This is a genomic window from Gracilibacillus sp. YIM 98692, from assembly GCF_010993965.1.
Lineage (GTDB): Bacteria > Bacillota > Bacilli > Bacillales > Amphibacillaceae > Gracilibacillus.
The window spans coordinates 350,623-370,692 of the sequence record NZ_WIXM01000002.1 but is presented as its reverse complement, the minus strand read 5'-3'; the positions used below and the strand labels follow the sequence as shown (position 1 = coordinate 370,692).

The window sequence follows — 20,070 nt, the reverse complement described above, 5'->3', positions numbered from 1 at the left end:
AAAAAAGGTGATAAAAGGTCCCCCTCTTATCACCCAAACCTTTGTTACTCTTCTACTGCTTCTTGAGCTTCTTCAACTTCATTTGCTTGCTCTTCTGCTGCTTCTTCAGTCACTTCACCTTGCTTTGCTTCTAAAATAGCATCAGCCATTTTACCAGTAAGAAGCTTTACAGCACGAATTGCATCATCGTTTGCAGGGATCACATAATCAATCTCATCTGGATCACAGTTTGTATCCACAATACCTACGATTGGGATATTTAATTTATGTGCTTCTGCAACTGCAATACGCTCTTTGCGCGGATCAATAATGAATAATGCATCAGGTAGCTTATTCATTTCTTTAATACCACCTAAGAATTTAACAAGTCTCTCTTTTTCTTTGATAAGACCTACTACTTCTTTTTTAGGTAGTACTTCGAAAGTTCCATCTTCTTCCATTTTTTCAATATCTTTCAAACGATTAATACGTTTACGGATAGTTTCAAAGTTTGTTAATGTTCCACCTAACCAACGTTGGTTTACATAGAACATACCTGAACGAACCGCTTCATCGCGAACAGATTCTTGTGCTTGTTTCTTCGTACCTACAAATAAAACAGTTCCATCATTTTCAGCAATTTCTTTTACAAAATTAAATGCTTCTTCCACTTTTTTCACTGTTTTCTGCAAGTCAATAATGTAAATGCCGTTACGCTCTGTAAAGATGTATTTTTTCATCTTTGGATTCCAACGGCGTGTTTGGTGTCCAAAATGTACACCAGCTTCTAGTAGTTGTTTCATTGAAATAACTGCCATTATTATTCTTCCTCCTAAATTGGTTTTTTATCCTCCATTTGCATCATCAAGTATAAGGACTGAAACAGCACCACTTATACCTTCTGCAAACGTGTGTAGTTAACACCATGGATAAATATATCACATCGCTTCATTGCAATCAAGCTATTTATCATTTTTTTTGTGAAATTTTAAGATTAACTCAATTTCTGTTTTTCCAGTATCTAATTTTTTCGCAATATCAGACACCTGATAGCCTTCTTGAAACAAATGCAGAATGCGCGCTTGTTTCGAGGGCTCCACCATCTCATCTGTCACAGAAGGCGCTGGAGGGTAATATTCTTCCTTGTTATGATGTAATGAATGATCTTCTTTATTAGGATTCTTGTTCCTTTTTCGAATCTCATGACCATTCTCGTCGATAGTTTCAGGAACATCATGTTGATCATACGGTATCTTTTTTAACTCTTCGACAAAAGTTTGATTTTCTTCCTTTATTTCTACTAAGTATAAGGATAGAGTATCTTCTAAGCTCTTTACTTCTTTTTTTACTTTTCTCTCTAAATCCATCCATTCATTTTGCTTCACCTTCCATTGGCGAATGATAATAAAAGTAATAATATGAATCAAAAAACTTAATAACAATAATAGATAAACCATTTCATAACCTTCTTACTCTTCATTTTTTACGTTTAAATGGAATGAATGACAATTTCCTTATCATCTAAATATGCTTGAAAAGATCGATACTCTCGGGTAAGTAATCGTTTATACTTACCGAAAATTAACTCTACATTTTCATATGCTTTTCCAGATACACGGAGACTCATTCCAGATAAATGACCAATGGTAACATGTAATTGTTGAAGTGCTTCATCAATCATTTTTAATCGTTCTACTGTCTTATTATACATATTTCTTTGCTTTAACAGCATGATGCGCTGTTTTGGCGGCAATTCTCCGTTTATATCCTTTTGCAATGACAGTTGTTCCGCTAATTTTTTTAATTTTTGTTCATTTTCTATAAGCTGTTTACGCTCTTGTTCTAAGGAATCCACCTTTTCACTAAGTTTTTTATTAACTCCAAATGCTAGTTCTGTTTTGGTGTTCGCTCTATTTCCCACATCGCCTAGTTCGATTAAGTGCCCAGCTGATATCGTCCCACCTATGACACTGCCAGTTTGGCATAAAATGTTTTCTTGCGCAACACAATTACTATGCATAATTGATTTGCTCACTTTTATATCTTGTCCTGCTTGGACCTCTGCTTGATTAATGTAAGTAGATTCTACGTTTGCGCCGGCTTTTAAAATGGCTTCATCCATTCCAGCAATACCTTCTTTGATTAATATACTTCCTCCAGCTTGTATATGAGCAGCCTCGACAAGTCCATAAACTGTAATATCACCTTTAGCGGTAACTTGATAACCAGTAGGAACATTCCCTTTAATGACAATCGAACCAATAAAATCAAGATTTCCAGTTTTTAATGTAACATCACCATTTACTTCAAATAATGGAAAGACATTTATAATCTCTCTATTTATTGAAAGCTGTCCTGAACAGGAAGCATAAAAGATTTGATCTTCATGATCAAATTGAACATTTTCCCCAGATTTCATTCGAACTTCTTTTCCCCTTATTGGTTTGATTGGCTGTTGAAAAATATCGATACCAGCATGTCCATTAGTTGGAGCTATTATTTGTCCTAAAGCATCACCTTCTTCGACAGAAGGGATTTGCATCACATCACGAAAATTTCTTTTTTTTTCTTCTTCAATGGAAGATTCTACAGAAACCTGTAAAATAAACTTACCATCATCTCCGTGTACAGGTGGCTTCCCTTCCGCTACTAAAAAAGATTGATCTTTTTCTAATGCAGCCTTCCAATCCATTGTTTTCCACTGCTTGATTCCATAGCTAATATTAAAGCTATCGATCAATGATTTAATATCATCTTCCTTTATAGCTGCCAATTGATCTAGATCTTTTAAACGAATGAACGCCTGCAAGCAATCATCAGAGATATCCATACTTAATATTTGTTTGATAGCATCCATGGTCTAGCCTCACTTATCTTTATTTTTTCTGATACATGCGACTAACTTTATATATGGCTTGCTTATGAATCTGTGAAATTCTTGAAGTGGTTAAATTTAAAACATTTCCAATTTCCGTAAATGTTAATTCCTTTTCATAAAATAAGCTAATAACAAGTTGCTCTTTCTCTTTTAACTGTTGGATATATTTAGCCAGCTCTTGAAATTCTTCTTGTTTCACAACATTTTCTTCTGGAGTAATTTCTGATTCATCTGGTATTAAGTAACCTATACCTTCATTCATTTCCCCTGCCTGGGAATGACCTTTGTCTTCTATTGACAACAGATTGGAAAAAAAGTTATTTTTCATTACTTCTTCCACTTCACCTTTAGACAATTGAGTTTTTTGGGCAATTTCCTCAACTGTCACTTCACGTTGCAGGTGTTGCTCTAGCTGTTCTGTGACTTGTTCAACTTTCTTTACTTTTTCTCGCTGTGAACGTGGCAGCCAATCCTCTTTTCTAAGCCCGTCTATAATGGCCCCTTTAATACGAAAAGAAGCATAAGTATCAAACTTTAAATCTCGCTTAAAATCAAACTTTAAGATAGCATCATATAGACCAAAAAGAGCTAGGCTTTTAATATCTTCTGTTTGAACACTTCTAGGAAGATTCGATGCAATTCGCTGAACATGATATTGAACAAGATACATGTAATGGTCTACAAGTTTATTCGTATTTTCATCATTTCGCTGGTCACGCCAATTTTCCCATAATAACAGTTCTTCTGATTGTTCTTTTGCCATCGAACCACCTTCCGTTTTATCCTTTGTTGTATAAAAAAAGTAATAGTGAAGTTAAATAACTTTTTCCACTCCATTTATTGTTTTTATATGTAACATGGAAGTTTCGATATCAAATTCAATCGTTCGCCCCTTACTTCCACCTACATCCTCTGATAAGAGAGGGATCTGATAATCCAACAATTTACTATGAACTGATTTAATATTTCGCTCACCTATTTTCATCAATTCATTGCTTTTAAAAGAAAACATATGCGCTCCGCCTGCCATTTTCGCTTTTAAAGCATCTCTCCGACTCCCTTTGGATAACAATTCCTCTAACAACCAATCTATTGCTGTATCTGCATATTTAAAAACATTTTTATTATTTTTAGATGCTTTAGAATCTGGCAGCATAATATGGGCTAGCCCAGCTAACTCCTTGTCTTCATCATATAATACAATTCCAACACATGAGCCTAAACCAGCTGTTTTCAATATACTAAGGGATTGCGCAACCTTCACATCAGCTATTCCCACTTTAATCATCGTTTTCGTTGACGTCATGATCCTGCTACTCCTAAAGCATGAAAGATTTTTGAGAAAGAGTCTGGGTCAGGAATGAAGAAAAATTGACCTGTTACGGATTCGTTCCAGTTTCCTTCCTCTCTTATAATCGTGTCAATTACTAATGCAAAATCACTTTCTTCAGAGATTTCTAAAATTCCTTGCATTAGAATGGCAGCAGCCATATCAATTGATAGTTGAGGAACTGTCGGTTGCATTTGTAATTTTGTGAAATCTGATAACGTAGAAAGATAGGACCCTGACAAAATATTACCAACTTCTGATAAAGCTGATTGAGTTAATGGATGATCTTGTAAATGGTACACCCCAATAGAAGAATCACCTGTAACTTGTTGAGCTAATACGACTGCTTCTTCTGGAGTTAACACAAAAAACATGCTCCCAGGAACATCACCCTCCACTTGGAGAGAAATAGACACAATGTTTTTTTCATGACCGCCGACTATTTCCATTAATTCATTAAAATCGACACAATTCACAGAAGGGACACTCATATTTATTTTTCTATCTATTAATTGTGACAAAGCGGTTGCAGCATGTGACGCGCCTATATTGCCGACTTCTTGTAACACATCAAAATCACTTAGAGAAAAATCTTCTATCCGTTTCATCCTTGTGTAAGTCCTTCCGTTTCGGCTGAATTTTTAGCAGATGAATCGGATAACACTTTATTTAATTGCAGAAGCATAATCAATCGCTGATCTACCTTAGCTACACCATTGATATAATCTATTTCTTCTGTACCAATCACCTTAGGAGCAGGCTCGATTGCATCATTCGGAATATCCATGACATCATAAGCAGCATCTACAATAAATCCAACATTAAATTTATCATACTGAATGATGATCATCCTTGTGCTATCTGTCTCTTCACCTTTTATTAGACCAAACCTTTCTCTTAAATCTATAATAGGTGTTACAACACCTCTTAAATTAATGACTCCCTGTACATATTGGGGTGTTTTAGGTACTCTAGTTATCTGCTGCATCCGTTCAATAGCAATCACATATTCTACCGGTACCGCATATTCTTTTTCATCTAATAGAAACACAATAGATTTTTGGTTCATTCTATCCCTCCTAGCTTATCAATGCATTTGTATCTACAATGAGTGCTACTTGCCCATCTCCTAAAATAGTTGCACCTGAGATAGCAAATACTCCTCCTAAATAATCACCAAGCGATTTAAGAACGACTTCCTGTTGTCCAATAAAAGTATCAACGATAACACCCGCCATTTTATCCCCTTTACGAATAATGACAACCGAATAAAATTCTTCGTCCTTTTCCTCGTTCACCGGTACATCAAGCACTTTTTTCAATGAGAGAAGCGGAACAACCTTCCCTCGAAAATCAATAACTTGCTGATCATGTGCATTCAAAATATCTGATTTTTTAATCACCGCTGTTTCTATAATAGACGATAGCGGGATCGCGTATTTTTCATTTTCCACCTCTACTAGCAACGCAGAAATGATCGACAGTGTTAAAGGCAGTTGAATAGAGAACAGAGACCCTTGCCCCTCTTCTGATTCAATAGTGATGGTTCCGCCAAGTGACTCGATTGTATTTTTAACTACATCCATTCCAACTCCCCTGCCGGATACATCGGAAATCTGATCTGCTGTCGAGAAGCCACTGGACATAATCAATTGATATACTTGCTTATCAGTTAGATGGTTTGCTTCCTCTTCAGTTATCACTTGGTTAGCAACCGCTTTTGAAATGACTTTGTCGCGATTAATGCCTGCACCGTCATCTGAAATCTCAATAAAAACATGATTTCCACTATGATATGCTTTCAGTAATAGATGTCCTTCTTCTGATTTTCCTTTTTCTTTTCTAACTTGTGGTGATTCAATTCCATGATCTAAGGCATTTCGAATTAGATGAACTAAAGGATCTCCAATTTCATCAATTACAGTACGGTCGAGTTCTGTTTCTGCACCAATGATTTCTAAATTAATCTGTTTCCCTAAGTCTTTTGATAACTGACGAACCATACGCGGGAAACGATTAAATACTTGCTCTACAGACACCATACGCATATTTAAGATAATATCCTGTAAATCACCAGAAATTCTAGACATTCTCTCGACTGTATCTTGCAGCTCAGGATTCTTCAAGTCAGCTGAAATTTGCTCCAAACGCCCTCGATCAATAACCATTTCCTCAAACAGATTCATCAAGCCATCTAATTTATCAATATTCACACGAATCGTTTTATTAGCTGTACCTTTTTTCGACGAGGGCTTATTATTGTTCTGCTTGTCTTTCTTTTTTGGTTCTCTTTCCTTGTCATCTTTCGATTCCGCTTGAATCGCTGCATCATCAGAAGCCGTATTAGATTGGTCATCACCTAAATTGAAAGGAGTCACTTGTACACTTTCCACTTCTGATACTTTAAAAATACGTTGTTTTACTTCCTCTGCGCTTTCTTTCGTTACCAATAATACCTGGAAATGAAATTCAAAATTCTCTTCCTCTAAATCTTGAACAGGAGGTTCAGATTTTATCACTTCTCCTACTTGTTCTAAAACTTCGAAAATCATATACACACGAGCTGCTTTTAATAAACAATTTTCTTGTAATGTTACTTGCACTTCATAATTGGAATATCCGCTTTCTTCCGATTGTTTTAATACTGTTTTCTCATAAGAATCTACTTCTTGAAATATAGAGCTCGACTGCGAATCTGTTTTTGTTTTTTCTTCTTTATTAGACTTTTCTTCATCTAATTCCTGATTTTGTTCAATAGCTCGAAGCTGTTCAACTAAGTGGCTAACATCTGCCGTTCCTTCACCACCATCTGAAATATCCATGACCATTTCATCTAATTGATCAACTGCTTGAAACACCGTGTCAATTATTGTCGAATTTATCGAAATTTGCTCATTTTTTACTGCATCTAAAACATTTTCCATTTGATGAGTAAGGTTTGCTAAGTCTTGGAACCCCATCGTTGCCGCCATCCCTTTAAGCGTATGTGCTGAACGAAAAATTTCATCAACTGGTTGTAAATCCTTTGGCTCTTTTTCTAATACCAGAAGCTGATCATTTAAAGTTTGTATATGCTCATTACTCTCATCAAGAAATACATCAAGGTATTCGTTGTTTTCCATCAAACTCTCACCTCTTACTGAATTTTATGCTGTAACATTTGACTAATCTCATCCAAATCTATTATGTAATCTACTAAACTCGTTTTCTCTGCTGCTTGCGGCATCCCATAAACCACACAAGTTTCCTTTGATTGTGCTATACACAATGTCCTTGGGTGGCGGCGCTTTAATTGTTTGATCCCTGTTGCTCCATCTTTCCCCATTCCCGTTAACACGATTGCAATTGGATGACAATTTGTTAGTAAAGAAATAGAATGAAACAATGTATCAACAGAGGGTTGGTGGCCATTAACTGGTACTTTTTTGTCCACTTGAGCGACAAACCTACCTTCTTTTTCCACCACTTGAAATTGTTTGCCCCCTTCTGCTATATATGCCACACCATTTTCCAGCATTTCCCCATTTCTTACTTCTTTTACTTCGATTTGAGATTGACGATTTAATCGCTCTGCAAGTGATTTTGTAAATCCTTTCGGCATATGCTGTACAATAACGATCGGTGCTGAAAAATTTTTTGATAAACTTGTAAGGATGTTCTGCAAGGCACGCGGGCCGCCAGTTGAAGATCCAATCGCGACCAAACTATTATTCCCCTTCATTTTTTTAGTGCTATACGAAACCTGGGTCCAGCTAGTGTTTTTCTTTGTTTCAGGCAATTGCACTTGAGCTGCCTGTTCAACCTTTTTTATAATTTCACTTTCTATATCTCGAATATTTAAAGATATAGAGCCTGATGGCTTGGTAATAAAGTCAACAGCACCTAATGTCATTGCTTCAATCGTTTTATCAGCACCTGTTTTTGTTAAACTTGACAGCATAACAACTGGTAATGGATCCTCCTTCATTATCTCTTGTAATGCTGCAATGCCATCGATTAATGGCATTTCAATATCTAATGTAATAACATCTGGACGGAGTTTTTTCCTTTTTTCCATAGCATCTTTACCGTTTCTAGCTGTATCCAGGACTTCTAAAGAGTTGGAGCGATTGATGATATCTGATATCATTTTTCTCATAAATGCAGAATCGTCGACCACTAATACTGTTTTTTTATTCATTGGCTAATCCCTCTCTAACATAAAACGTCTCAGCTTACTTAAAAAGTTCGCTTTTTTATGATTTTGATCTACCTCACCAATAAATGTCGTAACAGCTGTATCAATCGCTTTTGACGATAGTGCTTTTGGACTACTTGAATAAAAAGGCGTTTGCGCAAGTACTGATTTTGGAATGATAGGATCTTCTGGAATAATAGCTAAAGGATTAACATGGTGATGAAGAAATTGTTTCACTACACCTATCATTCTATCCATACACTCACGCCCCTGTTTTTGATTGTTCACTTTGTTCATCACTAGATGAATGGCTTGCTTTTGCTGCAACAAAATATGTTTTATCATGGCATATGCATCTGTTAATGCTGTAGGTTCAGGAGTTGTCACTAATATACATTCATCAGCAGCTAGAACATATTGAATCGATTCTTTTGTCACCCCTGCTCCTAAATCCAAAATAATAAAATCATATACAGGAAAGACAATCTCCATTTGATAAAAAAAATAATCTAACCGTTGTTGATCTAAATGAAATATTTTGTCCTGGGCATTTCCTCCTGCTATATAATGAAGGGATTTTGGACCTAGTTCTATAATATCATATATCGTCAATTGATTCTCATATAAATCTACTAATGAATGAACAGCTGTTGATCCAATAAGAATATCAATATTTCCCATTCCTGAATCTAAATCAATAAGCAGCACTTTTTTACCTTTTTGTCTAAGGGCTAACGAAAAGTTCAACGCAAAATTAGACTTCCCCACACCACCCTTCCCACTTGCGACAGCAATTGCTGTCGCTTTATGTTCGTCATAAGTCTTATGTTTTACCATACTTCTCAATTTAGCTGCTTGATCAATCATAATTGGCACCACCAATTACCAGTTCAGTTATCCGATCAACTGATACAGTTTCTATATCATCTGGTACATCTTGCCCATTTGTAAAATAAGCAACACCTATTTTATTTTGTAAACAGATGTTTAAAATGGCTCCATATGTACTCGTTTCATCTTTTTTCGTAAATATAACCTTATCTAACGGAATATGTTTAAATTGGTTAAAGGTTGACTCTAGATCTTCTTTTTTAGTTGCTAATGATAGAACAAGATAAGCTTCTGCATTCTGTAATTCAATCGTTTGGCTTATCTCTTCTACATACTTTTGTTCTAAAAAATTTCGGCCAGCTGTATCGACAAAAATAATATCATAATCTTGAAATTTTTCTTTCGCTTTTTGATAATCATCTGCATTATATGCCACCTCAAGCGGTACATCTAAAATTTCTGCATATGTTTTCAACTGATCTATGGCTGCTATTCTATAAGTATCTGTTGTTATAAACGCTACATGCTTATGCTTTTTCAAGCGGTAATGAGCAGCTAATTTTGCAATGGTAGTCGTTTTACCAACGCCAGTAGGGCCAACTAAAGCAACAACTTTGTGTTGAAATGACAGTCCTCCATAATCTCCATTATTTGCAAGTCGATCTCTAATCTCTAAACTCATCTCATTCCATACTTCCTGTTCCGTAGCTTTAGGTGACAACCGTTGATAGATCGTATCCACAATATCTTCTGTAATCTTTGGATTAACTTGTTTATCAACTAATTTATCCAACATACTTTGAAAAGCATCAGGGTAATTTTGATGATGCTCAACTTGTCTTTTAAACCAATGTTTCATTTCTTGTATCTCTTCTAACATGTCAACCTGTCCGGAGTCAGGCTTTTTGTCTGTTTGATCAAGCATTTTTGAGTGTGGCTGAATAGAACTCGTTTTTGAAATAGGGGAAGGATCTATAGCTGCATGTACTTCAATCTTCTTTTTTTTAAATAGCCCAAAAATGCCACCTTCCTGTACTTCTCTCGATTGAAGAATAACGGCATCTGCTCCTAGCTCTTTACGAACAACCTGCATTACTTCAGGCATCGTATTTCCTTTAAACTTTTTTACTTTCATGCGACATTCACCACCCCGATGCTTTGTACTTCTGCTGTAGGTTCAATTTCATTGTAGGAAAGAACAATAACCTGTGGTAAAAAACGATCAAGTAATTGTTTGACATACATTCGAATGGTTGGGGAGCATAAAACAACAGGCTGCTCTTCTTGTAATGTCATATTTTCCACATTTTCCGATACAGATTGAACAACTTTTTGTTGTGATTCTGGATCTAAGGCTAAATAACTACCATGCTCTGTTTGCTGTATGTGCTCTGCTATTAATTTCTCTACATTCCCTGATAATGTAACCACTCTTAACTGATCTTTTCCTTGCATCAATTCATTCGTAATCTGTGCTGATAAGGATTGGCGGACATATTCTGCAAGTAAATCAGTGTCTGTCGTCATTTTCCCAAAATCCGCTAACGTCTCAAAAATAACTGGGAGATTTTTAATCGAGATATGTTCTCGTAATAATTTAGAAAGCACCTTTTGAATATCACCTATAGAGAGCGGATCAGGAGTTACTTCTTCCACTAATATTGGATAGCTTTCTTTTAGATGATCAAGTAATTGTTGCACTTCTTGTCTCCCTAATAATTGAAAGGCATGTTTCTTTATTACTTCGGTAATATGAGTGGAGACCACTGAAGGTGGATCCACAATAGTATAGCCAAGCATCTCAGCATCATCTTTCGTTTCTTCTGTAATCCATTTAGCTGGCAAACCAAAAGCAGGCTCAACTGTATCTACTCCATCTAGTTCATCTTCTTCTATTCCTGGGCTCATCGCTAGATAATGATCTAGTAAAAGCTCTCCTTTCGCTACCTCTGTTCCTTTAATCCGCAAGCGGTATTCATTAGGATCAAGCTGAATATTGTCCCTTATTCGGACTACCGGAATGACTAGCCCCAATTCAATGGCTAATTGCCTGCGAATCATAACTACTCGATCTAATAAATCCCCACCTTGATTCGTATCCGCTAATGGAATCAAGCCATAACCGAATTCAAATTCGATTGGATCCATATTAATTAGGCCTACAACATTTTCTGGCTTTTTCATCTCTTCAGATTCAGATTCATCTACTTCTTCTTCGGTCGGCTCTACTTCTTCATGCGGCCTTCGTGATAACAAGTAAGCTGAAATAATTAATACAAGAGAGATAATGGTTGTCAGTATGAAATGAATCGGCGTAAATCCTAGAAAAAATATGGTACCTCCGGCTACATATAGCAAAGTAGGGTATCGGAGTAACTGTTTACTAACATCGGCACTCAAATTCCCATCTGTTGCAACACGAGTAACAACAATACCTGTTGCAGTCGAAATAAGTAAAGCAGGTATTTGACTAACCAATCCATCTCCTACAGTCAATCGCATATAGGTATCCATAGCTTCATTAAAGCTCATTCCAGACTGTGCCATCCCTATAATTAAACCAAATATAATATTGATCAAAACGATGATAATTCCTGCAATGGCATCACCTTTAACAAATTTACTGGCACCATCCATTGCACCATAGAAATCCGCTTCATTTTCTATTTTCTCTCTTCTCTCTTTTGCTTGCTGCTCATTAATCATGCCAGCATTAAGATCTGCATCAATACTCATTTGCTTACCAGGCATCGCATCTAAGGTAAAACGAGCTGCCACTTCCGAAACACGCTCGCTTCCTTTCGTGATAACTAAAAATTGTATAATCACTAAAATAACAAAGACAACGAAACCGACAAGAGGATTATCGCCAATAACGAAACTGCCAAATGTGGCCACCACATCACCAGCTTGTGCATCCGATAGAATGGACCTCGTTGTCGATACGTTTAAACCAAGGCGAAATAGAGTTAAGAGTAACAAAAGTGACGGGAATACAGAAAACTGTAATGCGTCTGTCGTATTCATGGAAACTAAAATAACGACTAAGGCTAGAGATATATTCGTTAATATAAGAATACTTAAGATCCATCCTGGTAATGGAATGACTAACATAATAATAATTAATATAACACCTAGCAACACAGAAAAATCTCTAGCTTTCATTCTGATGTACAACTCCTTCTACTTACATAACTTTAAATTTTCTTCTCAACTCTGTATACATATGCTAATATCTCAGCAACCGCCTGGAAAAATTCTTCATCAATTACTTCTCCTATTTCCACTTTGTCATATAATGCTCTTGCTAAAGGTCGATTTTCAACCATCATCACTTGATGACTCCGTGCCACTTCTTTTATCTTCCTAGCCACAAAATCAACACCTTTGGCAACAACATATGGAGCGTCAGCTTTGTTCTCATCATATGAGATTGCAATCGCATAATGGGTAGGGTTAGTGATAATTACATCAGCTTCTGGGACTTCACTCATCATCCGCTGCATAGCCATTTGCTTTTGCCTTTCCTTTATTTTGGATTTGATTAGCGGATCCCCTTCTATATTTTTGTGTTCATCTTTAATGTCGTTTTTAGACATTTTATTTTGCTTCTCGAAATCATAACGCTGATACGTATAGTCAATAACAGATATAATTAACAACCCAATTGCTGCTGCAACCCCCATCTGCACAGTCATCGTACCAAAAAAGGCTAATGCCCCATTTAAATCCTTGTCAACTAACATAATCATTTCATCTTTATTCATCCAAATAATCGAAAACGTAATAGCACCAACTGAAATGATTTTCAGGATCGATTTAGCCAATTCTACAAGCGCCCTGGCAGAAAAAATTCTCTTCATTCCTTGGATAGGGTCGATTTTATTTAATTTCATCTTTAATGGCTCCGTTGAGAAGAGAAATCCAATCTGTAAAAAGTTAGATGCCAGTCCAGCCACAATAGCCATTAATACAATAGGTAATAGTGCTAAACTTATTTGCCGAAGTACATCTATAAAAACATGGAACAAATAATCTTGTGTTAGATCATGGTGAATGTATTCGGTAAATGAGCTGCGATACATAGATGTCATGGTTTCTTTTAACAAATCACCGGTTACATATAAAATAATGAAGACAAAGAATAATAAAATAGCTGTATTGACATCTTGACTCTTCGCAACTTGCCCTTTTTTTCTCACATCTTGTCTTTTTTTCGGAGTTGCCTTTTCAGTTTTTTCTCCCGCAAAAAATTGTAAGTCTAATCGCAGCACTTTATTATACACCTCCGAAAATTTGGATAAGATTACCTATTACTTCTAAAGTAAATTGAAAAAGTTTTTTGACAATCATGATATAGAACACGACAAAAACAAATAATACAGCAAAAGATACGAGAATCTTTAACGGTAAACCAACGACAAACACATTAAGTTGCGGTACAGTTCTTGCTATAATTCCTAACGCCACATCGACTAAAAACAAGCACCCAACAATCGGGATCGAAAGTTGAAAAGCAATCACAAACATTTGATTAAATACTTGTAATACATAATCGATGGAGTTAAATTCGATCAGTTGATCGAGTGCAATGATTTCAAAACTGTATAATAAACCATTTATTAATAAATGATGTCCGTCTACCGTGAGTAAAAATAAAATAGCAATAGTGTAAAAGTACTGCCCAATCAAAGGACTTTGAGCTCCTGTTTGCGGGTCGACAACATTCGCAATAGCAAAACCCATTTGGAAATCTATAAAGCCCCCAGCAATTTGTATAGCGGCTAATATCAAGTAAGCAATTAATCCGAGCAGCAAACCTATTACTGCTTCTTTTAATACTAAAATAATAAAGAAACCATCGATTATAATAGAAGGGATATGAGTGGCATAAACCATCGTCCATGCTAAAAAAAAGCCTAATCCTATTTTTAAATGAGTAGGAATATTTCGATATGAAAAAATTGGTACTGTTACAAAAAAAGACATCACTCTAACTAGTATAAGAATGAATCCAGGTAAACTATTTATATTTAATAGATCTATCATACACTACCCTACAAACTGGTTTAGATTTTGAAATAGGTTTGCTGCAAATTCTACCATTGTTGTAAGCATCCATGGTCCAAATACGATAATACCAACTAGGACAGCTACGATTTTTGGTATAAAAGCTAGTGTCTGTTCTTGTATTTGGGTGGTGGCTTGAAATATACTCACTAAAAGTCCCACTACCAGTGCTAATAATAGGAGCGGCCCAGTTACGAGTAAAATGGTATAAATACCTTGTTCTGCTAATGAAATGACAAATTCTCCGCTCACTATATAATCTCCTTTCTCGTTCTTCTACAATGGGAAAAATCCATCTAATAAAGAATGTGTGATCAAATACCAGCCATCAACTAAAACAAATAATAGAATCTTAAAAGGTAATGAAATCATAACAGGCGGCAACATCATCATACCCATAGACATTAAAACACTGGCTACAGCCATGTCGATCACTAAGAATGGAACAAAAATCATAAAACCCATTTGAAATGCTGTTTTTAATTCACTAATAGCAAATGCAGGTACTAGCGTTGTTAAAGGAATATCATAAATGGATTCAGGTTCATCCATTTCTGCATAATTAATGAATAGTGCTAAATCTTTTTGACGAGTATGTTTAGCCATAAACTCTTTTATTGGCCTGCCTGCATTTTCATATGCTTCATCTAAGTTAATCTCTTCGTTAAATAATGGCTGTAAAGCTTCCTCGTTTACTTGTTGAAAGGTTGGAGCCATAATGAAAAAAGTCATAAACAATGCTAAACCAATTAACACTTGATTTGGCGGCATTGTTTGAGTTGCTAAGGATGTTCGCACAAAAGACAGGACAATTAAAATTCTTGTAAAGCTTGTCATTAAAATCAAAATACTTGGAGCTAAAGATAAAACAGTAAGTAATAATAGCAACTGTACAGATGTTGTCACACTGTCTGTATCTGCACTTGAAAACACATCAATTAACAAGATCGTCATGATCTATTCTTTTTCTCCTTCATTTTATTTAAAATTTGTTTCCTTCCGTCTTTCATTGAATTTAGCTCCTTTGCAAACAATTGCTGAAAATCTTTTCTTAAGATGTTGTCAGAGTCGTTATTATCTGATTGCTTTGTCCACTTATTTTTTAAATGATCAATAGTTGTTTCAGAATTTGACTCTTTGTTTAATAGATTAATGGTTTCAGGCTCCGTAATTTCCATTAGCACATCAATATTGTCGCCAACTCCAATAACTAAATATCTCTCACCCACCCGAACGGTCTGTACAGATTTATTTGCACCAACAGAAATACCGCCATAGTTCTCCATTAGTTGGTTCTGTTGTAAGAACCCCTTTTTCTTTTGCAAAAATTTAGATATAAAGATGATAAGTCCAACTACAATAACTAGAGCCAACAACATCTTTAAAAAGCTCATCCAGACACTGGGTGTATCACCTTTCTCTTCATTGTTGTCATTTGCGAATGAAGGAGGATCATCGGTCGCATTTGATGGTTTATCTATCAAATTTTCTTCTTGAAAATAATCTTCTACTGAAATAGATGCATCTATTTCGCCCGTATAAAAGAAAAATAGACACAAGATTGTCGTGATGAACAGAATTTGACGAAAGATCATGATCACCTCATTATCCAACCACTTTCGTGATAGCTTCCATCACACGATCTGCTTGAAATGGTTTTACAATAAAATCTTTTGCCCCTGCTTGAATCGCATCGATTACCATTGCCTGTTGCCCCATTGCGGAACACATAATCACTTTCGCATTACTGTTTATTGCTTGAATTTCTTTCAATGCGGTAATACCGTCCATTTCCGGCATTGTAATATCCATCGTAACAAGGTCAGGTTGTAACTCTTTATATTTTTCCACTCCCTCTGCACCATCCTGTGCTTCTCCTACAACTTCAAATCCATTTTTACTTAAAATATCTTTGATCATCATTCTCATAAATGCTGCATCGTCTACAATTAATACTTTTTTCGCCATTACTTCTCATCCTTTCATTTATTATTTTAATCTTTTTAACCTATCCTCTTTACTTAAAATGTCTGTTACCCTGACACCGAAGTTTTCATCAATTACAACAACTTCCCCTTGGGCAATTAATTTTTGGTTTACGAGTATATCGACAGGCTCTCCCGCCAATTTATCTAATTCAACAATCGAACCGGACGTTAATTCCAATATCTCTTTTACAGTTCTCTTAGTCCTGCCTAGCTCAACGGTTACTTGTAGCGGTATATCCATTAAAAGATCTAAATTACGCTGTTCTTCTTGCGGCAGGGATACATCTTGAAAATCACTAAAGGAAGCAGTTTGCACTTCTTGATTTGGAATGGTATTACTGCCTAGCTGTTGCGGCTCTCTTTTCTTTTGTTTATCATCACTTACCGCTTGCGCTGATTTTGGTTCCTCTTCTCTAATTGGTTCTGATGAATCTCCCTCTTCTTCTTGACTAGGAGTAGAAGTTTGTTCATCCGTACTTTCTGGTTCATCAGATGAGTTTAACAACTGGTCGACCAGCTCTTTAGCAAAAGATACCGGTAATAATTGCATAATTCTGGAATCAATTAAAGATCCAACTTTTAACTGAAAAGATACTTTAATTAAAACATCTTCTTCCTGGGATAATGTTTTATTCGTTTCCTCTTCGGTAACATCTATTACATCGATAGACGGTGGAGAAATATCTACCTTTTTATTAAAAATAGTAGACATACTTGTTGCGGCAGTACCCATCATTTGATTCATTGCTTCTTGTACTGCACTGAGGTGTATGTCATTCAGTTCAGTATCAGCAGATTCTCCATTTCCACCTAACATTAAATCAGCAATCGTAGCAGCATCTTTAGATTCTAAAATAAATAGATTGGCACCGCTAAAACCTTCTGTATATTTTACTTCTACCCCTACGTATGGCTCTGGAAATTCGTTCTCCAGCTCTCCTTTATGTACCACGCTAATTCTTGGAGTGGTAATTTCTACTTTTTGATTTAATAATGTTGATAAAGTTGTGGCAGAACTGCCAAAAGATATGTTACCAATTTCACCTAGTGCATCCTCTTCGATCGAAGTGATGTAGCGATCTGTGTTAGGAGGAGTATTTGTATCCTCATCGCTGTCCGGGCTGCCATTTAATAATGCGTCAATTTCTTCCTGTGACAACATATCATCATTCCTCATTTTGATCCCCTCCCTTTATTTCTTCTATCACTTGTACAGCAAGCTTATGCTTTCTTTTACCTGGCTGCACCAAAAATTTCGGTTTGTGATCAACATATAAAGATAAAGGTTGATCAATCAATTGGTCGAGATATAAAGTATCATCCTTGTCCATATACATTAACTCTTCCAGTGTAATTTCGGTTTTTCCTAATAAGACCGATAAATCCAGGCTTGTCTGCTTTATATTTTTAGCGATAATGTTGTATTCTTCCGGTTTTCGCTCTATTTTATTTTCACTATTCTGCATCCAATAATGGGCTGATAGTTTAGGGATGATAGGTTCTAGCACAACATGTGGAATACATATGTTTATCATTCCTGTACTTTCCCCAATTGTTGTATCAAGAGAAACAACTACAACTGTTTCGTTTGGAGACACCAGTTGAAGAAATTGAGGATTCACTTCAAATTCTTCTAAAATAGGGTCAATTTCTATTACGGAACTCCACGCCTCCTGCAAATTGTCTAAAGCTTTTTCAAATAATTGAGTCATAAGCGTTGTCTCAATCTCTGTCAAGTTATCCACTTTATTTACTGAATCACCTTTACCCCCTAGCATTCGGTCTAACATGGAGTAAGCGATATTCGGATTAAATTCAAAGATCATTCTTCCGTTAAGTGGAGATACACTGTATACATTTAAAATCGTCATCGTAGGGATGGAACGAATATACTCTTCATAAGGAATTTGATCAACAGATGCTACAGATATATCGACATATGTACGCAGTTGAGCAGAAAAATAAGTAGATAGTAGTCGAGCAAAATTATCATGAATTCTAGATATGCTTCGAATTTGATCTTTAGAAAATCGAAGCGCTCGTTTAAAGTCATATGCTCTTATTTTCTTGTCTTTTTTTTCTTCTTTTAACTGGTTTGCATCCATCTCCCCTGAAGATAATGCCGATAACAATTCATCTATCTCATGTTGGGATAAAACTTCTTCTGACATTCTTTCCCCTCCATTTTGGAGCAGTTCTTATTGCACTACTTTACTAATGATTAATACCTCATCGATGACACCATCCGTCATTTTTTGGTTCATCACTGTTTGAATCTCTGATTCTAGCTTTTCTAAGTTATCTTGAAAATCGTTTACTGTTAGTTTGACGGATTGTTTAATAAATTCATTTTTCACTTGGAATTCACGCTTTTCAATTTCTTCTTTACCAGCTTTACTGTTCATCATGAAACGAAATTGAATGAGCACATAATGATCATCTTTTAAATCAGTCCGCATCTCCTCTGTTGTATAGGAAAACTCAACCATTTCATCTAATGTCTTGGCTTTTCCTGTATTATCCTCTTTTGTTAACACAACATATAGGATGCCAGCACCCGCAATCGTTATAATAATTAATAAAGTTACTAAAACTTTCATTAATTTAGGATTCATGAATCTGATCACCTATTTCTCTATGAAGTTGATACAAGCCAATTTTTTTATAATAATCTGTTACCAGTTGCATTACTTCTTCTTTGGATTCTTTTACTGTCACCTTTTTTTGATTGGCTAGCGTAATAGTTGTTTCCGAAAAAGTTTCTACTTGTTCTATTAGAAGCGCATTAAGAACAAAACTTTTATGATTTAATCTCGTTAATTCAATCATAGATTGGGAGGATCATAGATAGTGCCTAGATCCCCTACCTCCTTTTATCGTTTTAAGTTTACAAGTTCTTGTAAAATCTCATCAGATGTTGTAATAATTCGTGTATTGGCTTGGAAACCTCTTTGTGCAGTAATCATCTCTGTAAACTCTTCAGACAAATCAACATTAGACATTTCTAACGCTCCGGACACAATGGAAGCAGTACCAGCATCTTCTGGAGCAAATAAGATGGTATCATTTGCTGCGTTATAATCTCCACTATTATCCCCATCAATGAAGTTTTGCCCATCATTAACCGTAACTTGAAACATGTTAGCCCCTACTTTTTCTAAACCTCCAGGATTGGAAAACTTGGATAGTGCGATTTGACCTGCCACTTTCGTTTCTCCACTTTCTATATAGTTCACAATACCGTTTCCTTGGATACTAAAACTTTGAGCACCAGCCGGAATATTAATCGGCCCAGTTTCGTCCGGATTAACATTATCATTTGTACCATCTGCTTTAAACCCCATTAAATACTGACCATTTGCGTTCACAATATACCCATTATCATCTAGATACATATTTCCTGCTCTAGAATATTGAAGCTCTACATTTTGATTTTGAGAAATACCATTTGTATTAAAGCTATCTGTATTCTGGGCATCAAATCCACGCCCTAGAACAAACATTCCATCACCCTCAAGCTGTAAGTCTAGCGGTCTATTTGTCGTTTGGCGGCTGCCTTGTGTATGGATGTTATCAATAGAACCTAATTGTGCACCAATTCCAACTTGAGCGGGATTCACACCACCTCGTAGATCTGTCGGCTGGCTTGCCCCTTTCACTGGTTGACTAAGCATATCTTGGAAAGTAGCTCTCCCTTTCTTAAATCCCGAGGTGTTCACATTGGCAATGTTATTCCCTACCACATCTAATTTTGTTTGAAAGCTTTGCATTCCAGAAATACCTGCATACATGGATCTCAACATATGAAAACTTCCTT

23 protein-coding genes are annotated in these 20,070 nt (G+C 35.9%); all 23 read right to left on the bottom strand.

Translation table 11 applies throughout. The features are described 5' to 3' along the window. Window positions 1–44 precede the first annotated feature (44 nt). Window positions 45–797, bottom strand: a complete 753-nt coding sequence (gene rpsB / locus GHD00_RS04055) for a 30S ribosomal protein S2 (RefSeq protein WP_163536822.1) — start codon at window positions 795–797, stop codon at window positions 45–47. A 144-nt stretch (window positions 798–941) separates the two neighbouring features. Continuing rightward, window positions 942–1,436: a DUF6115 domain-containing protein gene (locus GHD00_RS04050; RefSeq protein ID WP_163536821.1), complete on the bottom strand. Its 495-nt coding sequence runs from the start codon at window positions 1,434–1,436 to the stop codon at window positions 942–944. Between the two features lie 32 nt (window positions 1,437–1,468). Further along, window positions 1,469–2,836 carry a DUF342 domain-containing protein gene (locus GHD00_RS04045; RefSeq protein WP_163536820.1) on the bottom strand — a complete coding sequence of 456 codons (1,368 nt, stop codon included), beginning with the start codon at window positions 2,834–2,836 and terminating at the stop codon, window positions 1,469–1,471. 19 nt (window positions 2,837–2,855) lie between these two features. Then, window positions 2,856–3,620 (bottom strand): FliA/WhiG family RNA polymerase sigma factor, encoded by a 765-nt coding sequence (locus GHD00_RS04040; RefSeq protein WP_163536819.1) that lies wholly within the window; start codon window positions 3,618–3,620, stop codon window positions 2,856–2,858. A 51-nt stretch (window positions 3,621–3,671) separates the two neighbouring features. Continuing rightward, entirely contained in the window at window positions 3,672–4,163 is a 492-nt protein-coding gene (locus GHD00_RS04035) for a chemotaxis protein CheD (protein ID WP_163536818.1), read from the bottom strand. Beyond that, a complete protein-coding gene (locus GHD00_RS04030) occupies window positions 4,160–4,795 on the bottom strand; it encodes a chemotaxis protein CheC (protein ID WP_163536817.1) in 636 nt (211 codons plus the stop codon). The genes GHD00_RS04035 and GHD00_RS04030 overlap by 4 nt, the downstream gene beginning before the upstream one ends. Next, window positions 4,792–5,256, bottom strand: a complete 465-nt coding sequence (locus tag GHD00_RS04025; protein ID WP_163536816.1) for a chemotaxis protein CheW — start codon at window positions 5,254–5,256, stop codon at window positions 4,792–4,794. Before GHD00_RS04025 ends, GHD00_RS04030 begins: the two co-directional genes overlap by 4 nt. A 10-nt stretch (window positions 5,257–5,266) precedes the next feature. Further along, complete coding sequence (locus GHD00_RS04020; RefSeq protein ID WP_163536815.1) at window positions 5,267–7,309, bottom strand: chemotaxis protein CheA; 2,043 nt, start codon at window positions 7,307–7,309, stop codon at window positions 5,267–5,269. A 14-nt stretch (window positions 7,310–7,323) separates the two neighbouring features. Continuing rightward, entirely contained in the window at window positions 7,324–8,367 is a 1,044-nt protein-coding gene (locus GHD00_RS04015; protein ID WP_163536814.1) for a protein-glutamate methylesterase/protein-glutamine glutaminase, read from the bottom strand. 3 nt (window positions 8,368–8,370) lie between these two features. Continuing rightward, window positions 8,371–9,231 carry a MinD/ParA family protein gene (locus GHD00_RS04010; protein ID WP_163536813.1) on the bottom strand — a complete coding sequence of 287 codons (861 nt, stop codon included), beginning with the start codon at window positions 9,229–9,231 and terminating at the stop codon, window positions 8,371–8,373. Then, window positions 9,224–10,330, bottom strand: a complete 1,107-nt coding sequence (flhF, locus tag GHD00_RS04005; RefSeq protein ID WP_163536812.1) for a flagellar biosynthesis GTPase FlhF — start codon at window positions 10,328–10,330, stop codon at window positions 9,224–9,226. Before flhF ends, GHD00_RS04010 begins: the two co-directional genes overlap by 8 nt. After that, window positions 10,327–12,360: a flagellar biosynthesis protein FlhA gene (gene flhA / locus GHD00_RS04000; RefSeq protein WP_163536811.1), complete on the bottom strand. Its 2,034-nt coding sequence runs from the start codon at window positions 12,358–12,360 to the stop codon at window positions 10,327–10,329. Before flhA ends, flhF begins: the two co-directional genes overlap by 4 nt. A 32-nt stretch (window positions 12,361–12,392) precedes the next feature. After that, a complete protein-coding gene (flhB, locus tag GHD00_RS03995) occupies window positions 12,393–13,469 on the bottom strand; it encodes a flagellar biosynthesis protein FlhB (RefSeq protein ID WP_163536810.1) in 1,077 nt (358 codons plus the stop codon). Window positions 13,470–13,473: 4 nt separating this feature from the next. Beyond that, window positions 13,474–14,244: a flagellar biosynthetic protein FliR gene (gene fliR / locus GHD00_RS03990; protein WP_163536809.1), complete on the bottom strand. Its 771-nt coding sequence runs from the start codon at window positions 14,242–14,244 to the stop codon at window positions 13,474–13,476. Window positions 14,245–14,247: 3 nt separating this feature from the next. Beyond that, a complete protein-coding gene (gene fliQ, locus GHD00_RS03985; RefSeq protein WP_163536808.1) occupies window positions 14,248–14,517 on the bottom strand; it encodes a flagellar biosynthesis protein FliQ in 270 nt (89 codons plus the stop codon). Between the two features lie 24 nt (window positions 14,518–14,541). Further along, the gene (gene fliP / locus GHD00_RS03980) at window positions 14,542–15,219 is read right to left on the bottom strand and encodes a flagellar type III secretion system pore protein FliP (RefSeq protein ID WP_163536807.1); all 678 of its coding nucleotides are present in this window, start codon (window positions 15,217–15,219) and stop codon (window positions 14,542–14,544) included. Then, window positions 15,216–15,860 (bottom strand): flagellar biosynthetic protein FliO, encoded by a 645-nt coding sequence (locus GHD00_RS03975; protein WP_163536806.1) that lies wholly within the window; start codon window positions 15,858–15,860, stop codon window positions 15,216–15,218. The genes fliP and GHD00_RS03975 overlap by 4 nt, the downstream gene beginning before the upstream one ends. A gap of 10 nt (window positions 15,861–15,870) precedes the next feature. Next, on the bottom strand, window positions 15,871–16,233 hold the full coding sequence (locus GHD00_RS03970; RefSeq protein WP_163536805.1) for a response regulator: 363 nt from the start codon (window positions 16,231–16,233) through the stop codon (window positions 15,871–15,873). Window positions 16,234–16,254: 21 nt separating this feature from the next. Then, window positions 16,255–17,430: a flagellar motor switch phosphatase FliY gene (fliY, locus tag GHD00_RS03965; protein WP_163536804.1), complete on the bottom strand. Its 1,176-nt coding sequence runs from the start codon at window positions 17,428–17,430 to the stop codon at window positions 16,255–16,257. After that, entirely contained in the window at window positions 17,420–18,424 is a 1,005-nt protein-coding gene (gene fliM / locus GHD00_RS03960; protein WP_163536803.1) for a flagellar motor switch protein FliM, read from the bottom strand. Before fliM ends, fliY begins: the two co-directional genes overlap by 11 nt. A gap of 27 nt (window positions 18,425–18,451) precedes the next feature. Further along, a complete protein-coding gene (locus GHD00_RS03955; protein ID WP_163536802.1) occupies window positions 18,452–18,868 on the bottom strand; it encodes a flagellar basal body-associated FliL family protein in 417 nt (138 codons plus the stop codon). Further along, the gene (locus tag GHD00_RS03950; RefSeq protein WP_163536801.1) at window positions 18,858–19,082 is read right to left on the bottom strand and encodes a flagellar FlbD family protein; all 225 of its coding nucleotides are present in this window, start codon (window positions 19,080–19,082) and stop codon (window positions 18,858–18,860) included. The genes GHD00_RS03955 and GHD00_RS03950 overlap by 11 nt, the downstream gene beginning before the upstream one ends. A 44-nt stretch (window positions 19,083–19,126) precedes the next feature. Further along, window positions 19,127–20,056: a flagellar basal body rod protein FlgG gene (gene flgG, locus GHD00_RS03945; protein ID WP_163536800.1), complete on the bottom strand. Its 930-nt coding sequence runs from the start codon at window positions 20,054–20,056 to the stop codon at window positions 19,127–19,129. Window positions 20,057–20,070: the final 14 nt, after the last annotated feature.

Coding starts and splice junctions, on each gene's coding strand:
- GHD00_RS04040 (WP_163536819.1), bottom strand. CDS start 3,620: ATGGCAAAAGAACAATCAGAAGAACTGTTATTATGGGAAAATTGGCGT.
- GHD00_RS04045 (WP_163536820.1), bottom strand. CDS start 2,836: ATGGATGCTATCAAACAAATATTAAGTATGGATATCTCTGATGATTGC.
- flhF (WP_163536812.1), bottom strand. CDS start 10,330: ATGAAAGTAAAAAAGTTTAAAGGAAATACGATGCCTGAAGTAATGCAG.
- GHD00_RS03975 (WP_163536806.1), bottom strand. CDS start 15,860: ATGATCTTTCGTCAAATTCTGTTCATCACGACAATCTTGTGTCTATTT.
- GHD00_RS04030 (WP_163536817.1), bottom strand. CDS start 4,795: ATGAAACGGATAGAAGATTTTTCTCTAAGTGATTTTGATGTGTTACAA.
- fliY (WP_163536804.1), bottom strand. CDS start 17,430: ATGAGGAATGATGATATGTTGTCACAGGAAGAAATTGACGCATTATTA.
- GHD00_RS03970 (WP_163536805.1), bottom strand. CDS start 16,233: ATGGCGAAAAAAGTATTAATTGTAGACGATGCAGCATTTATGAGAATG.
- fliR (WP_163536809.1), bottom strand. CDS start 14,244: ATGATAGATCTATTAAATATAAATAGTTTACCTGGATTCATTCTTATA.
- GHD00_RS04020 (WP_163536815.1), bottom strand. CDS start 7,309: ATGGAAAACAACGAATACCTTGATGTATTTCTTGATGAGAGTAATGAG.
- rpsB (WP_163536822.1), bottom strand. CDS start 797: ATGGCAGTTATTTCAATGAAACAACTACTAGAAGCTGGTGTACATTTT.
- GHD00_RS04015 (WP_163536814.1), bottom strand. CDS start 8,367: ATGAATAAAAAAACAGTATTAGTGGTCGACGATTCTGCATTTATGAGA.
- GHD00_RS04050 (WP_163536821.1), bottom strand. CDS start 1,436: ATGGTTTATCTATTATTGTTATTAAGTTTTTTGATTCATATTATTACT.
- flhA (WP_163536811.1), bottom strand. CDS start 12,360: ATGAAAGCTAGAGATTTTTCTGTGTTGCTAGGTGTTATATTAATTATT.
- fliP (WP_163536807.1), bottom strand. CDS start 15,219: ATGACGATCTTGTTAATTGATGTGTTTTCAAGTGCAGATACAGACAGT.
- GHD00_RS03955 (WP_163536802.1), bottom strand. CDS start 18,868: ATGAATCCTAAATTAATGAAAGTTTTAGTAACTTTATTAATTATTATA.
- GHD00_RS03950 (WP_163536801.1), bottom strand. CDS start 19,082: ATGATTGAATTAACGAGATTAAATCATAAAAGTTTTGTTCTTAATGCG.
- fliM (WP_163536803.1), bottom strand. CDS start 18,424: ATGTCAGAAGAAGTTTTATCCCAACATGAGATAGATGAATTGTTATCG.
- GHD00_RS04010 (WP_163536813.1), bottom strand. CDS start 9,231: ATGATTGATCAAGCAGCTAAATTGAGAAGTATGGTAAAACATAAGACT.
- GHD00_RS04025 (WP_163536816.1), bottom strand. CDS start 5,256: ATGAACCAAAAATCTATTGTGTTTCTATTAGATGAAAAAGAATATGCG.
- flgG (WP_163536800.1), bottom strand. CDS start 20,056: ATGTTGAGATCCATGTATGCAGGTATTTCTGGAATGCAAAGCTTTCAA.
- GHD00_RS04035 (WP_163536818.1), bottom strand. CDS start 4,163: ATGACGTCAACGAAAACGATGATTAAAGTGGGAATAGCTGATGTGAAG.